Origin of the sequence: Pedobacter gandavensis, assembly GCF_032677645.1 — a bacterium.
GTDB classification, from domain to species: domain Bacteria; phylum Bacteroidota; class Bacteroidia; order Sphingobacteriales; family Sphingobacteriaceae; genus Pedobacter; species Pedobacter gandavensis_A.
Genome location: NZ_JAVTSB010000011.1, coordinates 145,393 through 168,585 on the forward strand (window position 1 = coordinate 145,393; position 23,193 = coordinate 168,585).

General features: G+C 40.5%; 20 protein-coding genes and 1 tRNA gene. 10 read left to right on the forward strand and 11 right to left on the reverse strand.

The annotated features are described in order from the left end of the window. Nucleotides 1–191 precede the first annotated feature (191 nt). The 3 genes from R2Q66_RS18495 to R2Q66_RS18505 form a co-directional block, all read right to left on the reverse strand. Entirely contained in the window at nucleotides 192–1,139 is a 948-nt protein-coding gene (locus R2Q66_RS18495) for an HNH endonuclease (RefSeq protein WP_316751782.1), read from the reverse strand. Nucleotides 1,140–1,792: 653 nt separating this feature from the next. After that, complete coding sequence (locus tag R2Q66_RS18500; RefSeq protein ID WP_316751784.1) at nucleotides 1,793–2,065, reverse strand: hypothetical protein; 273 nt, start codon at nucleotides 2,063–2,065, stop codon at nucleotides 1,793–1,795. A gap of 36 nt (nucleotides 2,066–2,101) precedes the next feature. Next, entirely contained in the window at nucleotides 2,102–2,704 is a 603-nt protein-coding gene (locus tag R2Q66_RS18505; protein ID WP_316751786.1) for a hypothetical protein, read from the reverse strand. A 403-nt stretch (nucleotides 2,705–3,107) separates the two neighbouring features. Here R2Q66_RS18505 and R2Q66_RS18510 point away from each other — a divergent pair, with 403 nt between their 5' ends. After that, the gene (locus tag R2Q66_RS18510) at nucleotides 3,108–3,353 is read left to right on the forward strand and encodes a helix-turn-helix transcriptional regulator (protein WP_316751788.1); all 246 of its coding nucleotides are present in this window, start codon (nucleotides 3,108–3,110) and stop codon (nucleotides 3,351–3,353) included. A 401-nt stretch (nucleotides 3,354–3,754) separates the two neighbouring features. Here the strand turns inward: R2Q66_RS18510 and R2Q66_RS18515 are convergent, their stop codons facing one another. Both R2Q66_RS18515 and R2Q66_RS18520 read right to left on the reverse strand, forming a co-directional pair. Further along, the gene (locus R2Q66_RS18515) at nucleotides 3,755–4,969 is read right to left on the reverse strand and encodes a site-specific integrase (protein WP_316751792.1); all 1,215 of its coding nucleotides are present in this window, start codon (nucleotides 4,967–4,969) and stop codon (nucleotides 3,755–3,757) included. 245 nt (nucleotides 4,970–5,214) lie between these two features. Next, a tRNA-Lys gene (locus tag R2Q66_RS18520) sits at nucleotides 5,215–5,287 on the reverse strand. A 538-nt stretch (nucleotides 5,288–5,825) separates the two neighbouring features. Here R2Q66_RS18520 and R2Q66_RS18525 point away from each other — a divergent pair. Then, nucleotides 5,826–6,707: a DUF6266 family protein gene (locus R2Q66_RS18525; protein ID WP_316751796.1), complete on the forward strand. Its 882-nt coding sequence runs from the start codon at nucleotides 5,826–5,828 to the stop codon at nucleotides 6,705–6,707. A gap of 178 nt (nucleotides 6,708–6,885) precedes the next feature. On the opposite strand, the gene bioB is transcribed toward R2Q66_RS18525, so the two are convergent. Together bioB and R2Q66_RS18535 are read right to left on the reverse strand one after the other, a co-directional pair. Continuing rightward, complete coding sequence (gene bioB, locus R2Q66_RS18530; protein ID WP_316751798.1) at nucleotides 6,886–7,884, reverse strand: biotin synthase BioB; 999 nt, start codon at nucleotides 7,882–7,884, stop codon at nucleotides 6,886–6,888. 47 nt (nucleotides 7,885–7,931) lie between these two features. Beyond that, complete coding sequence (locus tag R2Q66_RS18535; RefSeq protein WP_316751800.1) at nucleotides 7,932–8,543, reverse strand: hypothetical protein; 612 nt, start codon at nucleotides 8,541–8,543, stop codon at nucleotides 7,932–7,934. Between the two features lie 13 nt (nucleotides 8,544–8,556). On the opposite strand from R2Q66_RS18535, the gene R2Q66_RS18540 reads away from it, so the two are divergent. Continuing rightward, the gene (locus R2Q66_RS18540; protein WP_316751802.1) at nucleotides 8,557–10,095 is read left to right on the forward strand and encodes a PLP-dependent aminotransferase family protein; all 1,539 of its coding nucleotides are present in this window, start codon (nucleotides 8,557–8,559) and stop codon (nucleotides 10,093–10,095) included. A 31-nt stretch (nucleotides 10,096–10,126) separates the two neighbouring features. Here R2Q66_RS18540 and R2Q66_RS18545 read toward each other — a convergent pair whose 3' ends face one another. Then, nucleotides 10,127–10,837, reverse strand: a complete 711-nt coding sequence (locus R2Q66_RS18545) for a hypothetical protein (RefSeq protein ID WP_316751804.1) — start codon at nucleotides 10,835–10,837, stop codon at nucleotides 10,127–10,129. Nucleotides 10,838–10,990: 153 nt separating this feature from the next. Between R2Q66_RS18545 and R2Q66_RS18550 the strand changes: the two genes are divergently transcribed. Beyond that, nucleotides 10,991–11,698, forward strand: a complete 708-nt coding sequence (locus R2Q66_RS18550; protein WP_316751807.1) for a DNA alkylation repair protein — start codon at nucleotides 10,991–10,993, stop codon at nucleotides 11,696–11,698. A 49-nt stretch (nucleotides 11,699–11,747) separates the two neighbouring features. Here R2Q66_RS18550 and R2Q66_RS18555 read toward each other — a convergent pair whose 3' ends face one another. Continuing rightward, nucleotides 11,748–13,949, reverse strand: a complete 2,202-nt coding sequence (locus tag R2Q66_RS18555; protein ID WP_316751809.1) for a TonB-dependent receptor domain-containing protein — start codon at nucleotides 13,947–13,949, stop codon at nucleotides 11,748–11,750. 125 nt (nucleotides 13,950–14,074) lie between these two features. On the opposite strand from R2Q66_RS18555, the gene R2Q66_RS18560 reads away from it, so the two are divergent. Beyond that, the gene (locus R2Q66_RS18560; RefSeq protein WP_316751810.1) at nucleotides 14,075–15,745 is read left to right on the forward strand and encodes a histidine kinase; all 1,671 of its coding nucleotides are present in this window, start codon (nucleotides 14,075–14,077) and stop codon (nucleotides 15,743–15,745) included. After that, nucleotides 15,742–16,446, forward strand: a complete 705-nt coding sequence (locus tag R2Q66_RS18565) for a LytTR family DNA-binding domain-containing protein (RefSeq protein ID WP_316751813.1) — start codon at nucleotides 15,742–15,744, stop codon at nucleotides 16,444–16,446. Before R2Q66_RS18560 ends, R2Q66_RS18565 begins: the two co-directional genes overlap by 4 nt. Nucleotides 16,447–16,526: 80 nt before the next feature. Here R2Q66_RS18565 and R2Q66_RS18570 read toward each other — a convergent pair whose 3' ends face one another. Continuing rightward, nucleotides 16,527–17,918: a DUF3943 domain-containing protein gene (locus R2Q66_RS18570; protein WP_316751815.1), complete on the reverse strand. Its 1,392-nt coding sequence runs from the start codon at nucleotides 17,916–17,918 to the stop codon at nucleotides 16,527–16,529. 149 nt (nucleotides 17,919–18,067) lie between these two features. Beyond that, nucleotides 18,068–18,811 carry a thioredoxin domain-containing protein gene (locus tag R2Q66_RS18575; protein ID WP_316751816.1) on the reverse strand — a complete coding sequence of 248 codons (744 nt, stop codon included), beginning with the start codon at nucleotides 18,809–18,811 and terminating at the stop codon, nucleotides 18,068–18,070. A 158-nt stretch (nucleotides 18,812–18,969) separates the two neighbouring features. Here R2Q66_RS18575 and R2Q66_RS18580 point away from each other — a divergent pair, with 158 nt between their 5' ends. From R2Q66_RS18580 to gdhA, 4 genes are all read left to right on the forward strand, one after another. After that, nucleotides 18,970–19,473 carry a GNAT family N-acetyltransferase gene (locus tag R2Q66_RS18580; RefSeq protein WP_316751818.1) on the forward strand — a complete coding sequence of 168 codons (504 nt, stop codon included), beginning with the start codon at nucleotides 18,970–18,972 and terminating at the stop codon, nucleotides 19,471–19,473. An 87-nt stretch (nucleotides 19,474–19,560) separates the two neighbouring features. Further along, the gene (locus R2Q66_RS18585; RefSeq protein WP_316751820.1) at nucleotides 19,561–20,310 is read left to right on the forward strand and encodes a sterol desaturase family protein; all 750 of its coding nucleotides are present in this window, start codon (nucleotides 19,561–19,563) and stop codon (nucleotides 20,308–20,310) included. A gap of 14 nt (nucleotides 20,311–20,324) precedes the next feature. Next, nucleotides 20,325–21,401 carry a universal stress protein gene (locus R2Q66_RS18590; RefSeq protein WP_316751822.1) on the forward strand — a complete coding sequence of 359 codons (1,077 nt, stop codon included), beginning with the start codon at nucleotides 20,325–20,327 and terminating at the stop codon, nucleotides 21,399–21,401. Nucleotides 21,402–21,693: 292 nt separating this feature from the next. Beyond that, nucleotides 21,694–23,034 carry an NADP-specific glutamate dehydrogenase gene (gene gdhA, locus R2Q66_RS18595; RefSeq protein ID WP_316751824.1) on the forward strand — a complete coding sequence of 447 codons (1,341 nt, stop codon included), beginning with the start codon at nucleotides 21,694–21,696 and terminating at the stop codon, nucleotides 23,032–23,034. Nucleotides 23,035–23,193 lie beyond the last annotated feature (159 nt).

Sequence of the window (23,193 nt, forward strand, 5' to 3'; positions counted from 1 at the left end):
AAGATAAAACATGTCAAATTCTTGTTTATGAAGAAATGGAAGACAAATTAGAGATCATAAAATGAACAGTTTCAGTTAAAGAATTAATAACATATTTTTTAACTGAAACTAATTCTGAATTGGATTATCAGAATAATTTAGAGGACTTAGCTATAAAACAGAAACAAGCCATAAAATTGAAAATTCACTAATTATGCATCTATATACTTCACAGTGCCTGAGCCATCTAAATCTTTGATAGTTACTGTCATCTCCGTACCCCTTAATGATTCAGTATAATGTAAATTCATTAAACCTATTTCCATTTTGTTAAAACCAAATTTAAGATCTGGTAAATTTGGAATATAAGGGAACTCTGTAACTTTTTTTGTTGTATCCATTTTTGATAAAGGAATTGGTACTTGGAACATAAAGGTGGCGTATGTGAGCCTAAACATAATATAAGGTTTAGTACGGTCCGTGTTATCCATTCGCTTAACCAAGATAGCCGAAATCCCATGAAATCTCTCGGTAGTTGCTACGTTGCCATGAAATAGAAGTAGGTTCTCGAAAGGGTATTTGGTGTTTTGATGGTTTTCTTCATTTATCCAGTCAAGTGTGTTTTCAAACTGAACTAATTCGTTATCTGGCATTAAAGTTAAGGCCATTTTAACGAAGCATTTGTACATAGCTATTGGAATGAATGCAGGTATTTTCTGTTTAATTTTGATTAGTCCTGCATCCTTGTTATGATTAATGTTTTCAATTGGAACGTCGCTCCAGTCAATATTTGAACCAGTGGTTTTAATCAATGCATCGTCCATTTTATATTTTGGATACCCATTTTTACCTCTTACTCCGCTTATAGTGTGATTTAAATGCATAAATTTTGCAAATTCATTTTCAAGAAGCCTACCGAATTTGTAATTGCAAAGATCACATTCGTTATATGTAAAAAGAGCATTATTGCCTATACAGTGAGGTAGTGCATGAGCGTCTTTTTTAAAGCTCACATCCGGTGTGGTCTTCTTACAGAAACGACAAATACTATTCCTAACACCTAAAAATTGCTTAGAACTTTCATCTGTTATATGGTGCGAAGCAATAGTGGAATACTGCGACATGATATCGTTTAGAGCATTCAAGGCATCCTTATTCATGTTTGTTTTACCATCTTTATTGTCGAAATATAGCCGTTCCATTATTGAATTATTGCAAGATTTTATTTTTTTACCTTTTTTATAAAGGTAATGATATAATTATTGGATTCTTGCTTGATTCAGCAGGATGGTGATTTTAATAAATTTCTCTGTAGGTGATTGGATACTGCTTTAAGGAATATTGTATATTAAATGGTCAATGACGATGAAAGAATTAAAAATTTAGACAAGTGTATTAGACAGTGTCAGGTGAATGGAATTCCAACTCGTATGCAACCAGTGAGATTACTTTGTTAAATGGTAGGTAAGCTCAATACAGATCAACTCCTTTTCTCTTTCGGGAAAGGAAGCAAGCAGGAATTGGGCAGTAGCCCTATTCTTTACGTGTATGCGTTGCAAACGGGCTTGTAAGAATCCTCCGAGGATTCTTTAGTGTATATTGAAGGCTACAAAATAGTGAATATGGGGTTCTGGTTTGAATCCTACCTTTCTGGATGCCTTATTTAAGAAAGGGAAATAAAGAAAGGTGTTTTTGCAAAAGAGTTTCCTCCGCGCATTTGCGGCTTGCAAAAACACCTTAGCCCAAGACCACCACGCAGTTTTTGCGTGGGTGTTTACTGAAAAGACCGTGGGCTTGAAGAAAACGGAGTGGTTCAATCATCAATCAGCATACTTTTTAAACTTTCAATTTCCGGATGCTGGTAGGCTAGTGTACCCTGCTTAAAGTCAAATAGCTTTTCCATGAGGATCACTTTTTCATAAGGAATATCCTGTGAGCTTTCGATGGGTATCCTCCTGTAATTATGGAAGGTATTTAGTGAAATGCTTAACAAGTCTGGCAGAATCTGCATCGCTTTACGGTATTGCCATACATTGAGATTGAATAGATACTCATCGATCTTGTATTTTCTAGTTTGCTTTTTCATGACGTCATGTATTAAGTTCGGTTATCATTTATGGTCTTAGTTTACTGTTGTAGTGGTGTTATTGATGCAGAATACGGTCTGGCTGCTGTCAATCAGATAGATGACCTCAATTAGTTTTTCAATGTACTCTTTGACAACCACCATTGCACTTCCGTCTTCTAAAACCTCATCAATAGTGGGCTGCCTGTAGGCATATTCCACTATCCGGCTAAATATTAACCGCCATTCATTTAAGCTCATGAAGCTGAAAAATTCTTTAAAAAAGCACTGGGTATTCTTGATTTCCTTATCCGAAAGGGTTTTAAAGTGGGTGGTAATAAGGGTGCTATAGTACCTGTTAAGGTCTATTTCGCATGGAGTAAGTGTGCATGGATCACAATGCAAAGAGAACTTTATGTCCCTGCAAAAGAAGATGTGACCTGCTTCCAGTAATTTCAATAAGCACCTGTAGTTGTAAAAGTACTCTTCACTCTTTCCATACTGTTTGTTGGTGCATGCTGATTTGATCAGCAGTAGAATTTCAGCGCGAAATGCTTCAATGTCTATTTCATATCTGCAAAAATCTGAAATGAATACGTGTGGGTTTAGGATCTGCTTATCTGTAAGCTGATTGTACCGGAGTTTGTTTCTGTTACTCATAATTTTGAAATTAATGAGCCTAGTAGAAGCTAGATCCCCCTAGAGGGGGCTGGACACCTGCATTCTACATTTGCAACCGAGGCACTGGTAAGCCCGCCTTAACTTCAAAATAAATTGAAACATCAGCTTTACCATTTCTTTCAAAATGGTTATCGTACAAAAATATAAGCAAGCGCCAGCCCCACCTAAGCGGCACAGGACTACGAATGTAGGGATTTGGCGCCATACTTACACTCGCACGATAAATTACCAGTTTTTCGGTCGCGAGGCTCGTTGGGTTAAATAATTGAACTATTGTAGTTTATCTCATATTTTGATAAATTGATTGTATAGTAAATATAGAATAAAAATGTCATACATGTATGTCTTTTATTTTATTATTTTTCTATCCCTTTACAATACTATGAATGAGCCTATAAACATATCCCCGATAGAACAATATGTGATTGATTACGTAATCAAGCTAAGGAAAGAAAAGCAGCTTAAACAAGAAGATATCGCGACTATTTTAAATGTGAAGCGCACATTTGTGACCAATGTAGAAAGTGCAAAAAACAGAGCAAAGTATAACCTTGTGCATATTGCTAAACTGGCTGATCATTTTGGGATTTCTCCAAAAGACTTTTTACCTAAAGAGGTTAGTTTGTAATTTATTTAATGTCAACCTAGCGTTATGTCGCCTAGTGCATAAGTAATAAGCTGGATAAATAGCAAAGTAACTCAGTGTTTAGCTACCTAAGTGTAATGTCGATTATGTAACTAAATGATAGGCTGACTAAGTAGACTAGTTGCTTAGTTTTACCCAGACGACATACAAAAATTCGCTTCCAAAGCTCATTTTCCGCTTACAAAATCTATTTGCTTTGTAATCGGCAAGTTGTGTTTTTGGGTACCCAAAAACTCCCTTGCCTTTATTTATTCTAGCCCCAAAAGGCTAGAATAAATAAAGGAGAGAAAACCCCTGCGCAACTTGGGGTTTATAAAAGTCCCTCAAAAAAACTAAAAAAGACAGGAAGACCGTCTAAGAGGATCAGCAAATTTAATTAGTGCTTAATGGTACTTTTCCTTTAATAAAGCCATATCTGCACCGACCTTAATATCTAATATTTTAGCATAGTGTTGTGTCGTTCTGATATTGGTATGCCCAAGCATCTTCGATACGCTTTCAATTGGCACCCCATTTAAAAGTGTTACCGTGGTTGCAAAAGTATGACGGGCAATGTGGGAGGTTAGTTTTTTGTCAATCCCGCAGAGATCCGCTATTTCTTTCAGGTACTCGTTTAGTTTTTGGTTGCTGGGAACAGGAAGTAGATTCCCTTTATTTACGCAAACCTTGTTTGTTGCATAACGATCCATAATTTTAACTGCTGTAGGCAGTAGGGGAATTGCAGATCTGGTTTTTGTCTTTTGCCTGTTGGTGAAAATCCATCGCTCTCCGTCATTTCCTTTTTGGATGTGCTCTTGTTTCAGTTTAAACACATCCACGTAAGCCAGTCCGGTAAAACAGCAAAAGACAAAGACGTCACGCACCTGCCTTAATCTTTCAGATAGAAACTCTTTTCCGGCGATCTGTTCCAGTTCCTCTTGATTAAGGTAATAACGGTCAACATTCTTAGTTTTGCCTTTGTAACCTAGAAAATGATCTTTTTCCACCCAGCCGTTTTCCAAACCAATGCGCAGGATCTTTCCCAAGTTCTTGACGTTTTTAACCACATAGTTATTCTCACAGTCTTTATCCGACCTTAAATAATAGTCAAAGTCATTCAGGAAAGCTTGATCTACTCTTTTAATATCCATATCCGTCAGCTCGTATTTTGAAAGCATAAAAGCTGATAAGTGTTTTTCTAAGACCTTATAGCGGTTCAATGTACCTTGTACGTAACCTTTACCCACCAAAGACTGCATCTTTTCATTATGATCTTTAACAGCCTCTAGTAAAGTGTGTGAACCATTCATTTTACCCAGATACCGGCATTTAATGGCTTCAGAACTTATCTCGATACCAAAACTCACCAACTCCTGATGTGCCTGGTAAATGGAGCTTTGCAGTTGATCCAGATAGGAATTAAGCATTTTAACATCTTCTTTAGTTCCGATTAGTCGGCTGGATCGCTTACTCCAACGGCTTGGGTTACAATCCCTGCTGGTCGCGATTTCTGTACGTTTACCATCAACCGTAATTCTCATGTAGATAGGGGTGTTGCCGCTGATGTAGTTCTTTTGCTTTTTCAGATAAAAAAGCAGGCTGAAGTTCGTTTTCATCATTTAATGATTAAGGGTGAAACAAAAATAGCTTTGCAGTTTAACGATTACAAGATGTTCAGTTTGTAACTACCTGTTCAGTAGTTGAATATGTGCTATTCGGTGAGTAGGGTGAATTTTCCAAATGACTCACCTAATCGCTCACTTTTTTTATGAGAATTGGTGCAAGTTTTGGTACCCCCGTAAAAGTAAAAAGGCCGTTAATCATGCGATTAACAGCCTTTTGTACGTTTTGATTTTGAATCTTGTGATCCCGCTGGGATTCGAACCCAGGACCACTACATTAAAAGTGTAATGCTCTACCAGCTGAGCTACGGAATCAATTATGTTCCCTTGTTTCGGGATTGCAAAGATAGAAAAATTTATTAAAAAACAATAATGTAACTGCAAAATAATCATAAAAAACCCTGCTGACTCTCGTTTTAACACCTGTTTCGTGTATTATCTATTTGATGATCAGTGTTTTGGTTTTAGATAAAAAACCGAATAAATTATTCCGGAACAGCAGGGAAATAAACCATCCCCAGTCCAGCGGCCTGTAAAATCACGTAAAACGTGTGAAATCTTTAAAGTCTCAGAGAAAAACCAGGCATTTTAGCGCTAAAAACAATACGGTAACAAAAGAGGGCTCTACCTTCGGACTGCACTCGGGATCAGTCCATGCTGCTTACTTATTTAATAAGACTTTGATTAATATCAAATAGGTGGTTGATAGGTCCTTATTAGGTCTATTAGTCCTTTGAAGGACTAATAGATATCCTAATAACCATTAATTTAATTAATCAGCAATACGAACTTATACCGAAAGGATTCCGTACATTACCAATGCAAACTATTGTAAATCAATTAAAAAGCAGTCATGGGCAGTTTAAGTAATGGATTATTTGGAGGTTTTAATGGTCGCGTTGGCAACCTGGTCGGTTATATGTTAAACGGGAAGTCAATTATCAGAACAGTTGGACATAGTGGTAAAGCGCTAACCCTCCCAAGAAAAGCCAATTGTGAGAAGATGACTGTCGTAAATGCCTTTCTAAGGCCAAATATGAACTTTATCCGGTCTGGTTTCAGGCTAATTACGGAAGGAACGGATAGAAATTTTTACAATGAAGCCGTTTCTTATAATAAAAAGTTCGCCATACAGGGAGAATATCCAAATATCAGTATGGATTATACTAAAGCCCTGGTTAGCATGGGAAGCCTGTTAAAAGCAGATACAACCACGATTTCTAAGCATGAAAACGGAATTGAATTCAAATGGGAAGTTCCGGCAGACCTACCCTGGAGAAACAGGAACGACCGCGCGATGTTGTTGATCCATTTTCCTGATGCCGGCGTGTCTACCTATGTGCTTAGCGGATCCAGAAGACATGTAGGTAATGAAGTCGTTGCTATCGATAACAACCTTGCAGAAAGCCGTATGGAGGCCTATATTTCTTTTATTGATGAAGATGCAAGGGAGATTTCCGACAGCGTACATGCCGGTTCTTTAAATGTAAAATCAATTGAAACAGAAGATTCTTACGAAGAAACTCAGGAGGAAAGGGCTAAGTACAATACGAGGACTGATAAAACGCCTGATACTGATAAAATAGCTCACATTGATAGCTCAGGTAAGTTCAATAAAAGGGATAAAAACAAAACACATCAGACAAGGCATAATAAAAAACTATACCAAAAGCTAAGTTCATCAAGTCATTTTTCAGGGCATAACGGCCAAAATACCTTTCCGGCACCTTCCTGAATAACAATAAAACAAAAATTTTTATCCGAAAAAGGGATACCTACGACTTGACGAACACAATGATTGTCAAAAGAAGAATTGGGAGCGTTTCCATAGCACAAGGTATAAAAAAAGCAGAAGAGGCAAAGCCTCCTCTACTTTAATACCAGAAATCCGGCATTTTCCTCCCCTCATGAGGTTATACTTTGACTGCTGAACAAGCAGCCGCTCTATCTTTTTGCATCGGCTTTAAGCCCAGTAATTCGAACATTTTACGATCATCATCCAGTTTTGGATTAGGTGTCACCAACATTTCCTCGCTTTCGCTGGTGAAAATAGAATTTGCACCAGCCATGAAACACCAGCTTTGCTCTTCGGTAGTCATTTCTGCTCTTCCCGCGCTCAATCTGACCATAGCTTTAGGCATCAGGATTCTGGCGGTAGCGATCATTCTCACCATTTCCCAGCTATCCACTTTCGGTAAATCTGCTAAAGGCGTGCCTTTTACCCTGGCCAGGGCGTTCACCGGTACTGATTCCGGATGCTGCTCTAAATTTGATAAGGTATGAAGCATACGGATCCTGTCTTCATGAGTTTCCCCAAGTCCGATAATCCCACCTGAACATACGGAGATCCCTGCTTTTCGAACATTGTTCAAAGTCGCTAAACGATCATCATATGTTCTGGTACTGATAATTTCCTGATAATATTCTTTTGAAGAATCCAGGTTGTGGTTATAAGCATACAAACCTGCTTCCTGCAACCTTTCTGCCTGCGCCTCATTGATCATTCCTAAAGTACAGCAAACCTCCAGACCGATTTCATTGACCCCTTTTACCATCTCAATGATTTTGTCGAAATCGCGGTTGTCGCGCACTTCACGCCATGCTGCGGCCATACAAAAACGGGAAGAACCGGCGTCTTTCGCCCTTTGAGCGATGGCAACCACATCATCTTTGTCCATCAATGCCTTTACCGTGATGCCGGTATGGTATCTTGCGGCCTGACCGCAGTAGGAACAATCTTCCGGACAGCCGCCCGTTTTCACAGAAAGTAAGGTGCAAACCTGAACCTCGCTAGCCTTATGGCATTCGCGGTGTACCGTTGCTGCCTGATAAACAAGTTCCAATAAAGGCTGGTGATAAATGTTTTCTATTTCCTGGATAGACCAGTCATTACGTATTGTAGTATTACTCATTTGATATCTTTTTTGTTGGTTGTCGTTAAAAATGAAGAATGGCTGGATTAAGCGGATATGGTTTTCGACAGATCATCCATCCAGCTGTGGTATAATTCGCGCTCTATGGCAATAATCTGCTGCGCATGATCTTCCCAGGAAGGTGAGAAAGTTTTCAGTTGAACAATCATTTCTTCCAGATGACCCTGCTCTTCTAAAATGATAGACCTGACACTAACTTTGCTGTTGTTTCTATTTAAAACATCCTGATAAATGGGATAAATCACGTCTGCACGTACCTCAATAGCATAAGTAACCAATAGGTAGGCGGCAAATTTCAGCGCAGAACCCTGTAATTGTAACGTGTTTTTCAAATAGCGGCTGGTTAGCAGATCCAGTTTGTTCAGGTAGTATTTAGTACTGTATGGGGCCAAGAGGTAGTCCGGCTCATAAGTAGGGCAGGCCGCTGCATTTAACCGGCTGATTTGTTTTTTCAGATAGAAGGCATGACGGTGTTCTTCGGCCGCATGTTTTAATACCATATAGGTGGATGTTTCCGGCTGTTCATTCGCAGAGATCTTTCTAGCCCCTATATTTTCCTGTAAAGAGAGCGTATTGAGAAAGCGGGCATGTACCTCGTCATCGTTCACTATATGTTGTAATAGTTCTTCTAATTCCATTGATTTCATTTGTTTGGATCAAAAGTATTACCTTGCCGGGGAGTTAATAGGTACCAGTTTTAAGTTTATGAGTAGTCCGGTTCAAATTCCATTTCAAAGCGTGATCCGTATCGATCGGTTATTAGACCGTCCGGTATACCTTCAAATCGCCCATCAAATGATCAATGCCATCCAGCGGGGGGTACTTTTGCCTGGCGTTCAATTGCCGGGAACCCGAAGTCTGGCCATAGATCTGGAAGTCCACAGAAAAACCATTATTGCCGCTTATGATGAGCTGGACGCCCAGGGATGGACGGAAATCAGGCCAAATAAAGGAACTTTCGTCAGAAATAAGGGTCCACAGGAAAATACGGCATTGCAACCTTACGATGAAAAATTCCTGACTAGCTATCCGGCTGAAACCGGCTACCGCTTTAAGCAAAGCATCTTACTGGATGTACTTCCTGTAACTACCTCCGCCAAACTGGAATTCAATGATGGTTTGCCCGATATCAGGCTTTTGCCGCTCGAAAGATTGTCGAAAGTCTACGGTGGTATTCTAAAGAGTAAAACCAATTACAAGCATTTCGGCTATTCCCATGTAGAAGGAAATGAATATTTCAGAGAAACTTTAGCGCAATACCTCAACAATACCAGAGGTTTACATATTAATAAAAACAATATCCTGACCACCAGAGGGATTCACATGAGCATTTACATGGCTTCCAGTATGTTAATTGAGCCCGGAGATCTGGTCATCGTTGGCGATCTGAGCTATTATCTGGCCAATATGTGTTTTCAGCAATCCGGAGGAAAGATTATTGCTGTGCCCGTAGATAAAGATGGGATTTCCGTAGCGGCAATCCGGGAACTTTGCAAAACCAAAAAAATCAGGATGTTGTATTTAACGCCTCACCACCATTACCCAACCACCGTTACCCTCAGTGCAGAAAGAAGGGTAGAGCTGTTGCAATTGGCGCAATTACATGGTTTTATCATTCTGGAGGATGATTATGACTACGATTTTCACTACAACGGAAATTCAGTATTGCCATTGGCAAGCGCGGATACGAACGGGATGGTCGTATATATAGGTTCTTTTTGTAAGTCTCTGGCACCAGGCTTCCGCTCTGGTTATTTGATTGCTCCGGAAAACCTGATCCGGGAAATGGCGAAATTCCGTAGACTGGTAGACCGGCAGGGTGATATGTTGATGGAACAAGCCCTCGCAGAACTGTTGGAAGAGAAGGAGATTCAGCGACACCTTAAAAAGGCAGTGAAAATTTACCAGGAAAGAAGGGATGTATTTACGGAACTCCTGCAAAATGAGCTTGGAGAAGAGTTGAGCTTTGCTTCGCCACCTGGCGGATTGTCGGTGTGGACCAAATGGAACCCGCAACTCAACCTGATGAGAATCAGTAAAAACTGCCTGAAAAGAAACCTGCATCTGCCTCAGGAACTGTTATATCAGACAGATAACTTCACCGCAATGCGCCTTGGTTTTGGAAACCTGAGTACAGAAGAACTGGAAGAAGCGGTACATATATTGTCTCTTGCAGTTAAAGAATCCTGATCTATGATAATAGTTAGCCAGCTCTTCCTGATCATATTTTACGGAGCAACTGCCTGATGGAAACCAGGTGGCCAAACAACACAATCGGTACAATTAGGGTTGGCAGCCATACAAAAGGGAAAGTAGGTAGCGCGATATTGGGTTGATCAAATGCGAACTTCTGAAAAGGAGATGGGGAAGATAAAAGGGCAATAAATACAATGTTGATCAACAAAGCCAGGCAAATGACATTCCATGCCAGGATCAACTTAGGACTTAACTTTCCCTTTTTAATCCCATAGAAGGCTACAAATGGCGCGGTAATGCCTGCGAGGATATCGAAATTCCTCCCTTCAAAAGTCATGATTTCAGGAACAGCTTTGTTCAGGTACAACAGGTAAAGCCCGATTTCAACAGGTATCCTGATCAGGTTTAGATAAGTCAGATTTTCTAAAGGCAATCCGTCTATAAATACCCTGCCCTTTACACTCACAAACAACGAAACAATGGCAATGACCATAGGTAAGATGCCAAAAAGAATGATTTTTGGTGGAAGTGAATTTGTGTCCGTATTATAGGTATTCTTAAAGGCTAAAATACCTTGTAGGATCATCCATAAGGTTAAAATGAGGGCCGCCGTGCCTGCTTTTTTTTTGGTGAATCTGGAATCAGCGCCAAGAATCGTCCACTGAAGTAAAATTACCGTGGCAATTGTTGTCAGACAAAAAAGCACAGAAAGGTAAACTGGCAAGGATTCAAGCATGATTCTCTGTTTTAATGCAATAGCAATATACTGATTTTGTCTTGGTTGTGCTACCGATATCTCCAGAATCAAGGTGCTTTTGAGCTTAAATAAGCTTAAATTCGTAACTGTTCGGAATCGCAATAAGAAGAACCGATTATAAACCTATTCTTTATGACTGTACAAGAAATTATGGACGAGCTGCAATCGAAAGGCAGCGAGCAGATCAAAAATATTCTATTGAAACATGGGGTCAGGGAACCGTTTTTTGGTGTCAGAGTAGGGGACATGAAGCCCATTCAGAAAAAGATTAAAATGGATTACCAGCTGGCGAAAGACCTGTATGCCACCGGAAATGCAGATGCGATGTACCTGGCCGGATTAATCGCCGACGATCAGAAAATGACGAAGGAGGAACTGCAAACCTGGGTAACCCAAGCTATATCAACCAATATTAGCGAATGGACAGTGCCCTGGGTAACTGCCGGCAGTCGATATGGCTGGGAACTGGCCCTCGAATGGATTGATCATCAGGAAGAATATATTGCTGCATCAGGTTGGGCAACACTCTGTAATCTGGTCGCATTAAAACCAGATGAAACCTTAGATATTGAGGCTTTAAAAGGCTTATTAGAAAGGGTGCTTCGGGAGATTCCAAGGGCCGACAATCGTGTCCGGTATCAAATGAATAACTTTATTATTGCGGTAGGTGCTTATGTACTGCCCTTAACTGCTGCTGCAATTGAGGTGGCTAAAAAGTTGGGGGTCATTACTATAAATACCAATGGTACTGCTTGCAAAGTACCCTATGCGGTTGACTATATTTTGAAAATAAAAGATAAAGGCGCAATTGGTGAAAAGAAGAAAACAGTTAAGTGCTAGCAAGAAAAACGCTGATTTCTGGTAGAAACCAGCGTTTTTGTTAAGCGATTTAATTCCGGTTTCCTGTTTTTGCCTGACGGACATTTTGCCCCTCCTTGTTGTTGAATTTATAGACAAAACTAATGCGGTAGCGGTCGGCATTTGGGTTGTTAATCTGATTAAGCATATAATTACTACCGGTAGTCCGGGTCTTAAACTGACGCGAATTCAGGATGTTCGTGCCATCGATAACCAGGGTCGCCTTGTTTTTAAGCAGGTTTTTACTGATGGCAAGATCTAAAGCATGAACGGAAGCAGTACGGCTTTGTGCGTTTCTTTCCGCGCTGCTAAAATTATAGCGTCCCTGAAAACCAAAACTCATTGGTAACTTCAACTGCGCACTAAAGCGACTGGTTAAGGCCTCACCGGAAAAATTAAAGTCCTGTTCCTGATAAAATCCACGCTGTTTAAAGGCATACACATTAAACTCTGCATTCAGTTGAACGGTTTTTAATGGCTGATACAAGATGGAGAGTTCCAGACCCCGGCGACTTTCATAATCGATGTTAACGGGCGTCGTAATAAAGGTGTTTCCCGCTTTCAGATAGGTGTAATCCTGAATCGGATGCGCCGTATGTTGATAGTATATAGAGGGGTTAAAGGTGATTTTATGCCAGTTCTGTAAGAAACCAAGTTCAAAAATATCCGCATAAGCAGGATTCAGATTCGGATTTCCAACGTATTGCGCGTTAAAATCAGTGATTTCATTAAATGGATATAAGAGACTTAGGGAAGGCCTGTTGATCCGTTTACTATAGCTCAGTTGCAAACTTGTTCCTTCTTTAATTTGATAACCTAAATGAGCAGTTGGGAAAATTCTCGCATAATCCTTTTCGCTATCGTAGCTACGTTCCCGGTCTTCGATACGCACTTTTGTTAGCTCCGCACGTAACCCTAATAAATAAGATAACTTGCCCAATTTGCTGCTGAATTGGGTATATCCGCTGCTGATGAGTTCTTTGTAATCTAATTTATTGTCCATCTGATCAAGGGTTACCCAGTCATTTCCTTCCTGCTTTTCCGCCAGATAATCACTGCTCACTACCCTGTTTTCTACTTTTAATCCGAATTCCAGGCTGGTGTGCTCCTTAAGCGGCTGTACAAAATCCGTCTGTAAACGGAAGTCTTTGCTTCCTCCATCGGCACTTGTCCTGATGCCAGGCAAGTTTTCTGGATTTGGTCTGATTCTGCTGGTATTCAGATCCCAGGATTTTTCGCTGTTCCAGAAATCATATTGTAAGTCTATGCTGAACTTTTTCTTTGGATGGGTAAATGTCCGTGTATAGTTGAATTCTAACTGGTTGTAAGATCTTTTTTCTCTGGATTCTCCATTGCGGATTAAAGCGCTATCTGTAAGGTTATTGCTGTAATCATAGTTTAAAGTGGTCTTGTCATGGTCTTTAGTCGCGTTTTTCAAAAAAGCAGCAGTGATTGTATTTTGATCATTCAGGAAAAAATCGGCACCCAGATAAAGGAGCTTCCCATCGTCATGTCTTTTCTCATTTTTCAATTGATTGTATCGTGTCGCTGGTTGATCGCCAGGGCTAATAAATTGTTCAGAACGGTATAGGCCAACGTAATCGGTGTTGCGAATCCCAAACGTAGAAAAGAAGTTGATTTTATCTGATTTATAATTCAGACTAGGGTTTATGCGGGTGTCATTCGGAAGGCCGCCAAGCAGTCTGACCTGACCTGTAAATCCGGATTTGTTGTTTTTCTTGAGGATGATATTGATGATACCAGCAGCGCCGGCAGCGTCGTAACGCGCAGAAGGGTTGGTGATGATCTCTACCCGGTCAATTTGCCCGGCAGGAATCTGATCCAGCGCATTACTTTGCGTTAGCCCCGTTTTTCTTCCGTTGATGAGGATCAGTACGTTGGCATTTCCTCTTAAACTCACCTGCCCTGTAGCACTAACCGCTACCGCAGGGAGGTTGCCAAGCAGGTCGTTCGCAGAACCGTTTTGCGATAAAAGGTCTTTACCTACCACAAATATTTTCTTGTCTAATTTCAAACTAACCCCCGATTTATCAGCCGTAATAGCCACTTCATTTAGGGTTTTGTCGAAAGCACTGCCTTTTTCAGGTTTTTCTTTGCTTCCAGCTGCCGGTTGCAGGGTGCTGCCCTTTGATGGTTTCTCAGTAGTACGTTCTTGTGCTGTTACATTTAGAAAACAGCTTATTGATAAGCAGAAAAATATGAGTAGTTTCATGGTGGTTTATTTGTTTAACACAAGAATAGGGAGTCGGATGATTTATTGACCGTGAAAACGTGTCAACTGCTCTATATCCTTTTGAATGACATTTTTCTCCCTGATAATCCGATTACCTTTACCCTATGAACCGCTTTATTTTATTTGTTATCCTCTTGCTCTCTTTAGCTTCTTGTAAAAAGGAGCCCAATTCCCTGGTTACTGATCTGGTTTATCAAGCTGGAGATGATAAAAGCTGGGCTTCCCCGGCTTATGACGACCAGAATTGGGCAGAAGCGCGGACAAATATCAAGGATGGGATTTATTGGGCACGGATCCCCCTGCAACTACTAAAGGATAAAAATCCAGATGAGCACCTCGGACTAAAAGTCAATGCCTTTGGCGCTTTTGAGGTCTATTGGGATGGTATATATATCGGGAAAAACGGATCAATTAAACAAGCCGGAAAGGAAGAAAGCCCCGGAACGGAAAGTACCTGCTTTATGATTCCCGATTCGCTGGCCGGCAAAGGGAAGCATTTAGTAGCTATAAGGGCCTCGCAATCCTATTTGAGCCATGATCTCCGTGATGTTTGGATCACTGTCGGACCTTATGATGAATTGATTAAAACGCCACTCATTTTTGCTTCTTTTATCAATATGACTGCCGGTGTGTTTTTGGTTGCAGCGGTCTATTACCTCTTTATTTTCATCAACAGCAGGAAAAAAGATTATGCGGTACTTATATTTTGCATTACCAGTTTTCTGTTTTTCACCCTCCTGATCATAGAATTCAGCAAGTTTTACATTAGCATTCCATATTCAAAGTTTTACCTCAGACTAGAGCTCATTGGTTTGTTCAATTTCCTGATTGCCTTATTAATCCCTCTGTATTTTAGCATTCAGTTTCATTTCAAAAGAAAACGATTGCTATTCGCAGTATTGCTGCTTTCGCTACTCTTCATATATGGTTATAATTATGGTCATTACGACCTAACCTCCTGGTGTTACAGCCTCGTAATGTGGTTTGCAGCGCTCGGAATTGTAGGGGATGCGATGCGAAGAAAAGAGAAAGGAGCAGGGATTGTGATGGCTGGCCTACTGCTTTCCGCCTTGATCGATCATTTTCTGCACCATGATTTCAGCCTGTTTATCAGCTTCAATATCATTGTTTTATGTATGCTTTACCTGCATACCATCAGAACCCGGGATGCTGAAAGGGAATATCACTCGGCCTTGCTACTTTCTGCCAGACTGAAAACAGAGTTGCTCAAGAAAAACATACAGCCGCATTTCATTAAGAACACGCTGACTTCCCTGATGGATTGGATCGAGGAATCGCCAAAACAAGGTGTCGTCTTTATTCAGGCGCTTTCTGCGGAATTTGACCTCTTGAATGAGATTGCTGAGGAGACCTTAATTCCTATTGAAAAGGAAATTGAACTCTGTAAAATCCACCTGAAAGTAATGCAGTTCCGAAAAGAAATAAACTATAACTGGTCGGATTCCGGGATTGATCCTAAAGAGACAATTCCTCCGGCAATCATCCATACCATACTAGAAAACGGGATTACACACAGTAAACCATTGCCAGATGGAAGTATTGGCTTTCAGCTAAATCTCCTGAATCAGCCAGAATTCAAACAATATACCTTGTTAACGATTGCTGAAAACCGGGGTAGCAAAGAGCGGAAGAAATCCGGAACAGGCTTCAGGTACATCACGGCGCGATTGAGGGAAAGTTATGGGGAACAATGGGATTTTAGTTCTGAGGCTGTAGACCAAGGTTGGAAAACAACCATAAAAATATACAAATGAGGGTATTAATTATAGAAGATGAAACACGGATTGCCGGTAGAATTGAGCGCATGACCCGTAGCTTTTTTGCAGAGAAACTAGCAAGCCTGGATCGTTTTGAATCGGTGGAAGAAGGCCTGGCGTTTTTAGCAACGCAAGAGATCGATGTCTTGCTGTTAGACCTCAATTTAAACGGAGAAAATGGCTTTGATTTGTTAGAATCAGTCGTGTCCAGGTCTTTTCACACCATTGTGATTTCTGCGTATACGGATAAGGCGATTAATGCATTCGAATACGGTGTACTTGATTTTGTGGCTAAACCATTTGATGAAAATCGGTTGGCACAGGCCTTTTTGCGGATTTCCAGTAAAGAACAGGCAGGGAAGGGGCTCCGGTTTCTGGCGGTAAAAAAAGCAGGGGAGATCTCTATGGTTGATATCAATGACCTGATTTATATCAAAGGGGCCGGTATCTATTCCGAACTTCATTTGAGTAACGGGAAACTGGAATTACATGATAAATCACTGGAAAAACTGGAACAGTTGCTTCCGGATTCCTTTGAGCGGGTGCATAAATCCTATATCGTTGCCATGGATGAATGTGAAAAATTCATGGTAAATTCGGGGAGTAAATATGAGCTGATGCTGAAAAACGGGGAGGTAATACCTGTGGGGAGGACCCGATATCCGGACTTGAAAACGAAACTATTTGAACCGAAATGATTTCATACGGGTTTAAAACCGGTATGAAATCATCGCAGATCCAATGTTGTAGAATTGGAGAAAATCTAGTTAAAACAGGGTTAATTGTACAGAAACCTGTATTTAAAGCCGATTTTTAAGTTGGGAAGGGTCTTGTGTACATCAGGAGTAGTCTTGTAGTTTTCCTGGATCATCACTATGCCTGGTGCGGTAGAAAAGGAGATTTCCTTACTCAGCGCATATTCCAGTTCTGTGGCAATACTCTGTGCGAAATAACTGGAGGTATTCCCATTCCAGGTGCCTGTTAAGCGGGCGTTATAATGCGCTTCAAACATGAATTTGTCCGATAAATTGACTTCTGCATTCGCATTTAATCCGCCACCGGCGCCATAATCATAGAATCTACCATTGTACTTGCCGTTTTCACCATAAGCACCGATTAAGATTGGTCCCATACCGATAGATGTTTTTAACTTCGTCTTACTGTCTAGCCCAAACTCAGAAAACAGGTTGAAATTTATACTTTGTCCGCCATAATACCAGGCCTGATTATTAATGTAATCGTAGTTTGAAGTGATGGACAGCAGGTGTCTGGATCGGCTATTGGAACTTAACAACCAGCCGTTAACTATACCTACAATATTTACGGAGTTCACAAAGGAACTGTCGTCCTGGCCAACTTCCGCGTTAAATACAAAGCTACCAAATGGGGTTTTGTAGTTTTCAAACGGGTTTCCATAGATCAGTTTCAAACGGCCATACACACCAAAATTGGACTGATCATCTCTCATGTTGAACTTTCTGATCCCACTTTCTGCTTCCAGCAGCAACTTCGTCGTGTCTAATTGCTCTTTATGTGAAGGTAGTTTCCCCCATTCGCCATCCGCAATTCTCCGGAAGCCATTGGTAGGGTTGATCACCATGCTGACCGTTTCATTCAGGTATCTTCTAAACCCTCTTCTCCGCACCTGAAGTATTTTCCTGGTTATCCGGTGAACGGATTCACCGATGGTAATTCCACCGAAAGTGGTGTTGATGATGTCATTTTTAGAGGGTGCCTGATTTTCACCGGCCGTTTCCCAGAGGTAACTACCTACCAATGCCGCAGGGGCAGATTGCCAGAACGTAAAGCCATTAGAACGGAAGGAATTAAAGAATACACTCCCATGGTAAGGGTGGTCGATCTGATTGGTCGGGAATGCATCATCATCCCAGGCCCAGTTTTTGAGCTTTAGGTTGTGTTTAATCGTATTCAAACTGACGTTCGAAAACTCCGCATGGGTGATAAATTTGCTGTAAGACCAGGGAATAAGTTCTGCGATTATTAAGGAAGATGCTGCCCGGACGAATCGTTTTTTGACGGGAATTTCTACAATCGGACTGGTCAGACTATCGGTCTCTATTTGCTGAGATGTAGTTTGTGCATAAATTGGAATGGAAAAGCCTAGAAAGAGGAGGGGCAGCGTAGATTTGAAGCTGGAGAGTATACTCATATGTTTTTTACCTTCGATTAAATACCTCTTTATCTACTGCTAATGCGGATAAAGAGATATTAAATTGGTAACACCGAAACATCAGTAATGTTTCTCAACTGAGCTGTTTTTTTTACGAAGCGGTTAAAATAATCCTTTCAGGAACCGGTTTATTTCAAGAGCTGGATAAGTTTTAGTAAATCTTGCTCGGATTGAAATCCTGTAACTCGTTTTATTTCAACACCATTCTGGTAAATTGCCACTACAGGAAGTCCTTCGATATGAATAGATTTGCTTAATGATTTTGCTTCATCAACATTTATTCTTTCTATCGCGACTTTGCCTTTTAACTGATTTTTTAACTTCAACAAGACCGGCTCCATTTGTTTACAAGGCAAACACCATTCTGCATAAAAATCTACCAGCACATTTTTATTTGCTTTCAGCATTTTATCAAAATCGGTGCTGGTAAAAAGGTCTGTTTTTGGTTTTTCTGCATTATTCAAAGGTAAACCTTGCTGTTCCCAGGCCATAATGCCGCCTTTTAACTCATAAACGCTTGCGAAACCAAGTTCCTGCATCTTCTTAACCGCATTTGCGCTTCTTCCGCCACCTTTACAATACACATAAACAGGTTGTGTTTTGTCTATTTTGGATAGCTGTTCCTGGAAGGTTGCGTCGTAAATGTTCAGGTTTTTAGCCTGATCAAGGTGTCCGGTATTAAACTCTTCCGGAGTTCTTACATCAATAATTACCGCTTTACCAGCGTTTTTTAGCTGATTCTGGAATTCTACAGCAGGAATAGTTTTGCTGGTGGTTTGCGCAAAAGCAGCAGGGCTGATGAAAAGTAAAAGTCCGAAAAGGAGTGCCAGAAGAGAAATATTGCTGTTATTATTAGGTTGATTAACTTTCATTTGAAGATTTTTAAATGGTAATATTCAAAATTAGGCAATACTATTGAATTCTTTAAGACAGGATTGTCACGATTCCATCATTCCATGTAGGTCTGATTGCTTTTAAAAGCAGGTATACCTGGTCATGGAATAAGGTTTTTTAGTAATTTTGAGGTACTATGGTAATTAGACAGGCAATTTTAAACGATATCAAAGCAATAATGGAGCTGGTGAAAGCGGTAGTACCTTTGATGAATGCTGCGGGGAACTGGCAATGGGATGATACTTACCCAAATCCAGCTGCTTTTGAAAAGGATATCAGCCTTAAACAGCTTTGGGTAGCGGATGTGGATGGGGAAATCGCCGGAATTGCTGCAATTACCACCGATCAGGACGCAGAATATGCGCAGGTAGGTTGGGATCTGAATGAAATTGCCATTGTAACGCACCGTCTGGCAGTAAGTCCGGATCACCAGGGTAAAGGAATTGCCGTGGCTTTGCTTCAACAGGCAGAAAAAGTAGCCATTGATCGCGGGATTCCGCTGCTTCGAATTGATACCAATTCTGAGAACGAAGCCACTCAGCGGTTGTTTCCTAAGCTAGGGTATGAATATGCGGGTGAAATTGACCTGGCTTTCAGGCCTGGATTGAGGTTTTATTGCTATGAGAAACGCCTTTTATGAGGCTTCTTAAATAAAAAAAAACACCTTCCTTTTAAAACCAGTATGAGCAGGCATTTGTTATACTAACAGTCATTCCTTTGATGTTGGATGCTCTTGTATGTTGATTTTTTTGCGCTCTGGTTCAAGGTTGCTTTAGCGAAAGGGGATGTGATGGATTATGTGACAATTAACAACAAAGGACAAGCAAGGATTTTTGAAAACAGGTATCTTGAAGCACTGACGAAGACCCGTCCATGGGTGATTTACAGCATTTACATTCCCATGGTTATCCTTTTAGTCTATTATACCTGGTCTGGGTACCATTATTCGATAATGCTGATGTTCTGGATATTTTTGAGTGCCATGTTTACCTGGACGTTTTTCGAGTACCTGGTGCATCGTTTCCTGTTTCATTTTCCGGCAGTAAGTCGGATAGGAAAGCGGATGGTGTACATTTTTCATGAAAATCATCATGAATTTCCGAGAGATAGAAGGCGGCTTTTTATGCCCCCGGTGCCAAGTTTAATTATGGCTTCTATGGTGTTACTATTGTTTTGTGGACTCTCTGTTTTAGTTTTTGATTCAGAAGGTTATGCGCTGGTATTTTTTTCTGGTTTCATTTCGGGATACCTCATTTATGTTTCTATTCATTATGCTATTCACGCTTTTCCACCCCCGAAATATCTGAAAGTGTTATGGCGAAACCATCATTTACATCATTATCAGCAACCAGATAAATCATTTGGTGTCAGTTCGATACTTTGGGATACCTTGTTTAGTACTTTACCTGATAAAAAGAGCCCGGCCCCGGAAGATAAGGATACAATTGATGGGAAATATATAGAAAGGAATTTTTAAAAAGGAGAAATGACATGGAAACATTTTTTGTTGAATTCAATGCCGGTAGCCTGGAGTTAAGTGGCATTGTGACCACATCTAACTATTGTAGGATGTTTAGGGTAGAAATGGTGACCAACGAAAAGGATCCCATTATCCTCAATCGATCTTTAAAAGGCGATTGGATGGTTATAGAACGCGGACAAAGAACATTAGCCGACAAAGATTTTCATGAACTTGAAAGGGCAATAGACAAATGGTTGTCAGAATTTTATAGCGCAAAGCGTATGCTGGTGCTTACTGATTTTTCTGAGGCTGCGGACAATGCCGCAAGGTATGCTGCGCAATTGAGCAGGCAGTTGAAAACCCGGGAAATCGTATTGTACCATTCTTTTGAGTCTATATTGATGCCGGCAACAACTGGTTTTGCTCCGGTAGGGCCAGGTTTTACGGAATCTGCGGCAGGAAGTCTGGAAAAAATCACGAAACTAAAAGAAAACTTAGCAGAGATCGTTTTGCCGGATACACAGATTTCAACCAGAAATGACGACCGGACTTTAGTTCCGGCAGTAGATATGCTAGTTGAGCAACTTCGGACAGGCATGGTAGTAGTGGGAATGACGGGGAAAAGTAAGCTGGAGCAGGTGTTCATAGGAAGTCACACCCTGGATTTGGCTAAAAATTGTCCGGCACCCTTACTGGCAGTGCCTTCCGGTGCTGTTTTCCAGAAAATAGAAAAAGTAGTTTTTGCCTGTGATTTGAAAAATGTGTTGGAATTGACACCACTTTTGGCGATCAAAACCTTTGTAAATGCCTTGGGTGCCTCTTTGTTGATCTTAAATATAGAGCATCGTACCGGAGATTTTGATCCGGATGAGCTGGTACAATTGTCGGCATTACATGAGGTTTGGGACGATCAGGATCCGGAATACCACTTTATAAACCATGAGCATGTAGCGGAAGGGATTGTCGCATTCGCAACCGAAAAAGCAGCGCAATTGGTCATTACAATCCCAAGGGTATATGGTTTCTTTGAAGGATTTTTCCATCAACGCATCACTAATCAATTGGCAAGTCGCATTCATGTTCCTTTAATGTTGTTTAGAGGCTAATTATTGGTTAGAAAACACCTGTATTTTTGGTTTTGCCGCTGTAATTGCTCACATATATTAAGCTTTCGCTTAATATGCTTTGTGTTAATTTGATTATTTAGTTTTATTTTTCGAAATAAAGGTTATTTTTGTTTTCGGAGCCAAATGAAACAGATTACAGTAGATTTCATATCCTGATAATTCAAATACTAACTCTTTTCCTGAGAAAGCCTGATTAACTCCAAGACCAAAGGTCTGCGTTTTTAATGCAATGACCTTTTTTTTTGCCAATTTTTAAACCTAACACACACAAATGAGCCAAACAATTAATGAATTCATGACTAAAGTAGCGTCCCGAAATACGCATGAACCAGAATTTTTACAAGCAGTATACGAAGTAGCGGAATCCATTATCCCTTTTACGGAAGAAAACCTGAAATATAAGGTGAATAAGGTTCTGGAAAGGATTGTTGAACCTGAACGTGTGATAATTTTTAGAGTACCCTGGTTAAATGACAAAGGTGAAGTGGAAGTAAACCGCGGATTCAGAGTGCAGATGAACAGTGCAATCGGCCCTTATAAAGGTGGTTTGCGTTTCCATCCTTCGGTGACGTTAAGCGTACTTAAATTCCTTGCCTTCGAACAGGTATTCAAAAATAGCTTAACCGGCCTCCCAATGGGTGGTGGAAAAGGTGGCGCAGATTTCGACCCTAAAGGGAAGTCTGACGCCGAAGTAATGAAATTTTGCCAGAGTTTTATGACAGAATTGTACCGCCATGTAGGTGCTGATATTGACGTTCCTGCCGGTGATATCGGTGTGGGTGCCAGAGAAATTGGTTATCTATTCGGTCAATATAAACGCATTAAAGGCGAGTTTACTGGTGTTTTAACCGGTAAAGGCCATGAATGGGGTGGCAGTTTAATCCGCCAGGAAGCTACCGGTTATGGAGTAGTTTACTTCGTGGAAGAAATGCTGGCGGTTAAAAATGATTCCCTGAAAGGTAAAGATGTAGTGATTTCAGGTTCTGGAAACGTAGCACAATTTACCGTAGAAAAATGCATTGAAGTAGGTGCTAAGGTGCTTACAATGTCTGATTCGGAAGGGTTTGTATATGATCCGAATGGAATTGATACCGAAAAACTGAAGTTCATCATGGAACTGAAGAATGTGCGTAGAGGAAGAATTAAGGAATATGCAGACGCGTTTGGTTGTGAGTTTTTTCCGAATGAAAAGCCATGGAGGATTAAATGCGATGTTGCTTTCCCTAATGCAACTCAGAATGAACTGAATGAAAGTGATGCAGAATTGTTAGTGAGTAATGGTTGTATTTGTGTGGCAGAAGGCGCTAATATGCCGACTACCCCTCAAGCCATTCACGTTTTCGAACGCGCTAAGATCTTATATGCACCAGGTAAAGCGGCAAATGCAGGTGGTGTAGCTGTTTCCGGTCTGGAAATGTCTCAAAACTCGCAACGTTACTCCTGGGATCGTGAAGAAATTGATGGTAAATTGAAAGTGATTATCTCGCAGATCCATAAAATCTGTATGAAATATGGCCAGGAAGCAGATGGTTATATCAATTATGGAAAAGGGGCAAATATCGCAGGTTTTGTGAAAGTTGCTGATGCCATGATTGCGCAAGGAGTCGTTTAGAATAATAACAGCATAAAGAGAAGATTCAATTGATCTTAATGCTGTAAGGGCTGGACAGGTATCTTTCAAAAGGTGTTTGTCCGGCTTTTTTGTGCTTTTTTGTACCTTATTTTAGCTTTTTGTACCAGATATAAGCTTTCGATCCCATATTTTGTAGGG

Excerpts from the sequence above, each read along its gene's own strand:
- R2Q66_RS18495 (WP_316751782.1), bottom strand. The coding sequence starts at position 1,139 with ATGAATAAGGATGCCTTGAATGCTCTAAACGATATCATGTCGCAGTAT.
- R2Q66_RS18500 (WP_316751784.1), bottom strand. The coding sequence starts at position 2,065 with ATGAAAAAGCAAACTAGAAAATACAAGATCGATGAGTATCTATTCAAT.
- R2Q66_RS18505 (WP_316751786.1), bottom strand. The coding sequence starts at position 2,704 with ATGAGTAACAGAAACAAACTCCGGTACAATCAGCTTACAGATAAGCAG.
- R2Q66_RS18510 (WP_316751788.1), top strand. The coding sequence starts at position 3,108 with ATGAATGAGCCTATAAACATATCCCCGATAGAACAATATGTGATTGAT.
- R2Q66_RS18515 (WP_316751792.1), bottom strand. The coding sequence starts at position 4,969 with ATGATGAAAACGAACTTCAGCCTGCTTTTTTATCTGAAAAAGCAAAAG.
- R2Q66_RS18525 (WP_316751796.1), top strand. The coding sequence starts at position 5,826 with ATGGGCAGTTTAAGTAATGGATTATTTGGAGGTTTTAATGGTCGCGTT.
- bioB (WP_316751798.1), bottom strand. The coding sequence starts at position 7,884 with ATGAGTAATACTACAATACGTAATGACTGGTCTATCCAGGAAATAGAA.
- R2Q66_RS18535 (WP_316751800.1), bottom strand. The coding sequence starts at position 8,543 with ATGGAATTAGAAGAACTATTACAACATATAGTGAACGATGACGAGGTA.
- R2Q66_RS18545 (WP_316751804.1), bottom strand. The coding sequence starts at position 10,837 with ATGCTTGAATCCTTGCCAGTTTACCTTTCTGTGCTTTTTTGTCTGACA.
- R2Q66_RS18550 (WP_316751807.1), top strand. The coding sequence starts at position 10,991 with ATGACTGTACAAGAAATTATGGACGAGCTGCAATCGAAAGGCAGCGAG.
- R2Q66_RS18555 (WP_316751809.1), bottom strand. The coding sequence starts at position 13,949 with ATGAAACTACTCATATTTTTCTGCTTATCAATAAGCTGTTTTCTAAAT.
- R2Q66_RS18560 (WP_316751810.1), top strand. The coding sequence starts at position 14,075 with ATGAACCGCTTTATTTTATTTGTTATCCTCTTGCTCTCTTTAGCTTCT.
- R2Q66_RS18565 (WP_316751813.1), top strand. The coding sequence starts at position 15,742 with ATGAGGGTATTAATTATAGAAGATGAAACACGGATTGCCGGTAGAATT.
- R2Q66_RS18570 (WP_316751815.1), bottom strand. The coding sequence starts at position 17,918 with ATGAGTATACTCTCCAGCTTCAAATCTACGCTGCCCCTCCTCTTTCTA.
- R2Q66_RS18575 (WP_316751816.1), bottom strand. The coding sequence starts at position 18,811 with ATGAAAGTTAATCAACCTAATAATAACAGCAATATTTCTCTTCTGGCA.
- R2Q66_RS18580 (WP_316751818.1), top strand. The coding sequence starts at position 18,970 with ATGGTAATTAGACAGGCAATTTTAAACGATATCAAAGCAATAATGGAG.
- R2Q66_RS18585 (WP_316751820.1), top strand. The coding sequence starts at position 19,561 with ATGCTCTTGTATGTTGATTTTTTTGCGCTCTGGTTCAAGGTTGCTTTA.
- R2Q66_RS18590 (WP_316751822.1), top strand. The coding sequence starts at position 20,325 with ATGGAAACATTTTTTGTTGAATTCAATGCCGGTAGCCTGGAGTTAAGT.
- gdhA (WP_316751824.1), top strand. The coding sequence starts at position 21,694 with ATGAGCCAAACAATTAATGAATTCATGACTAAAGTAGCGTCCCGAAAT.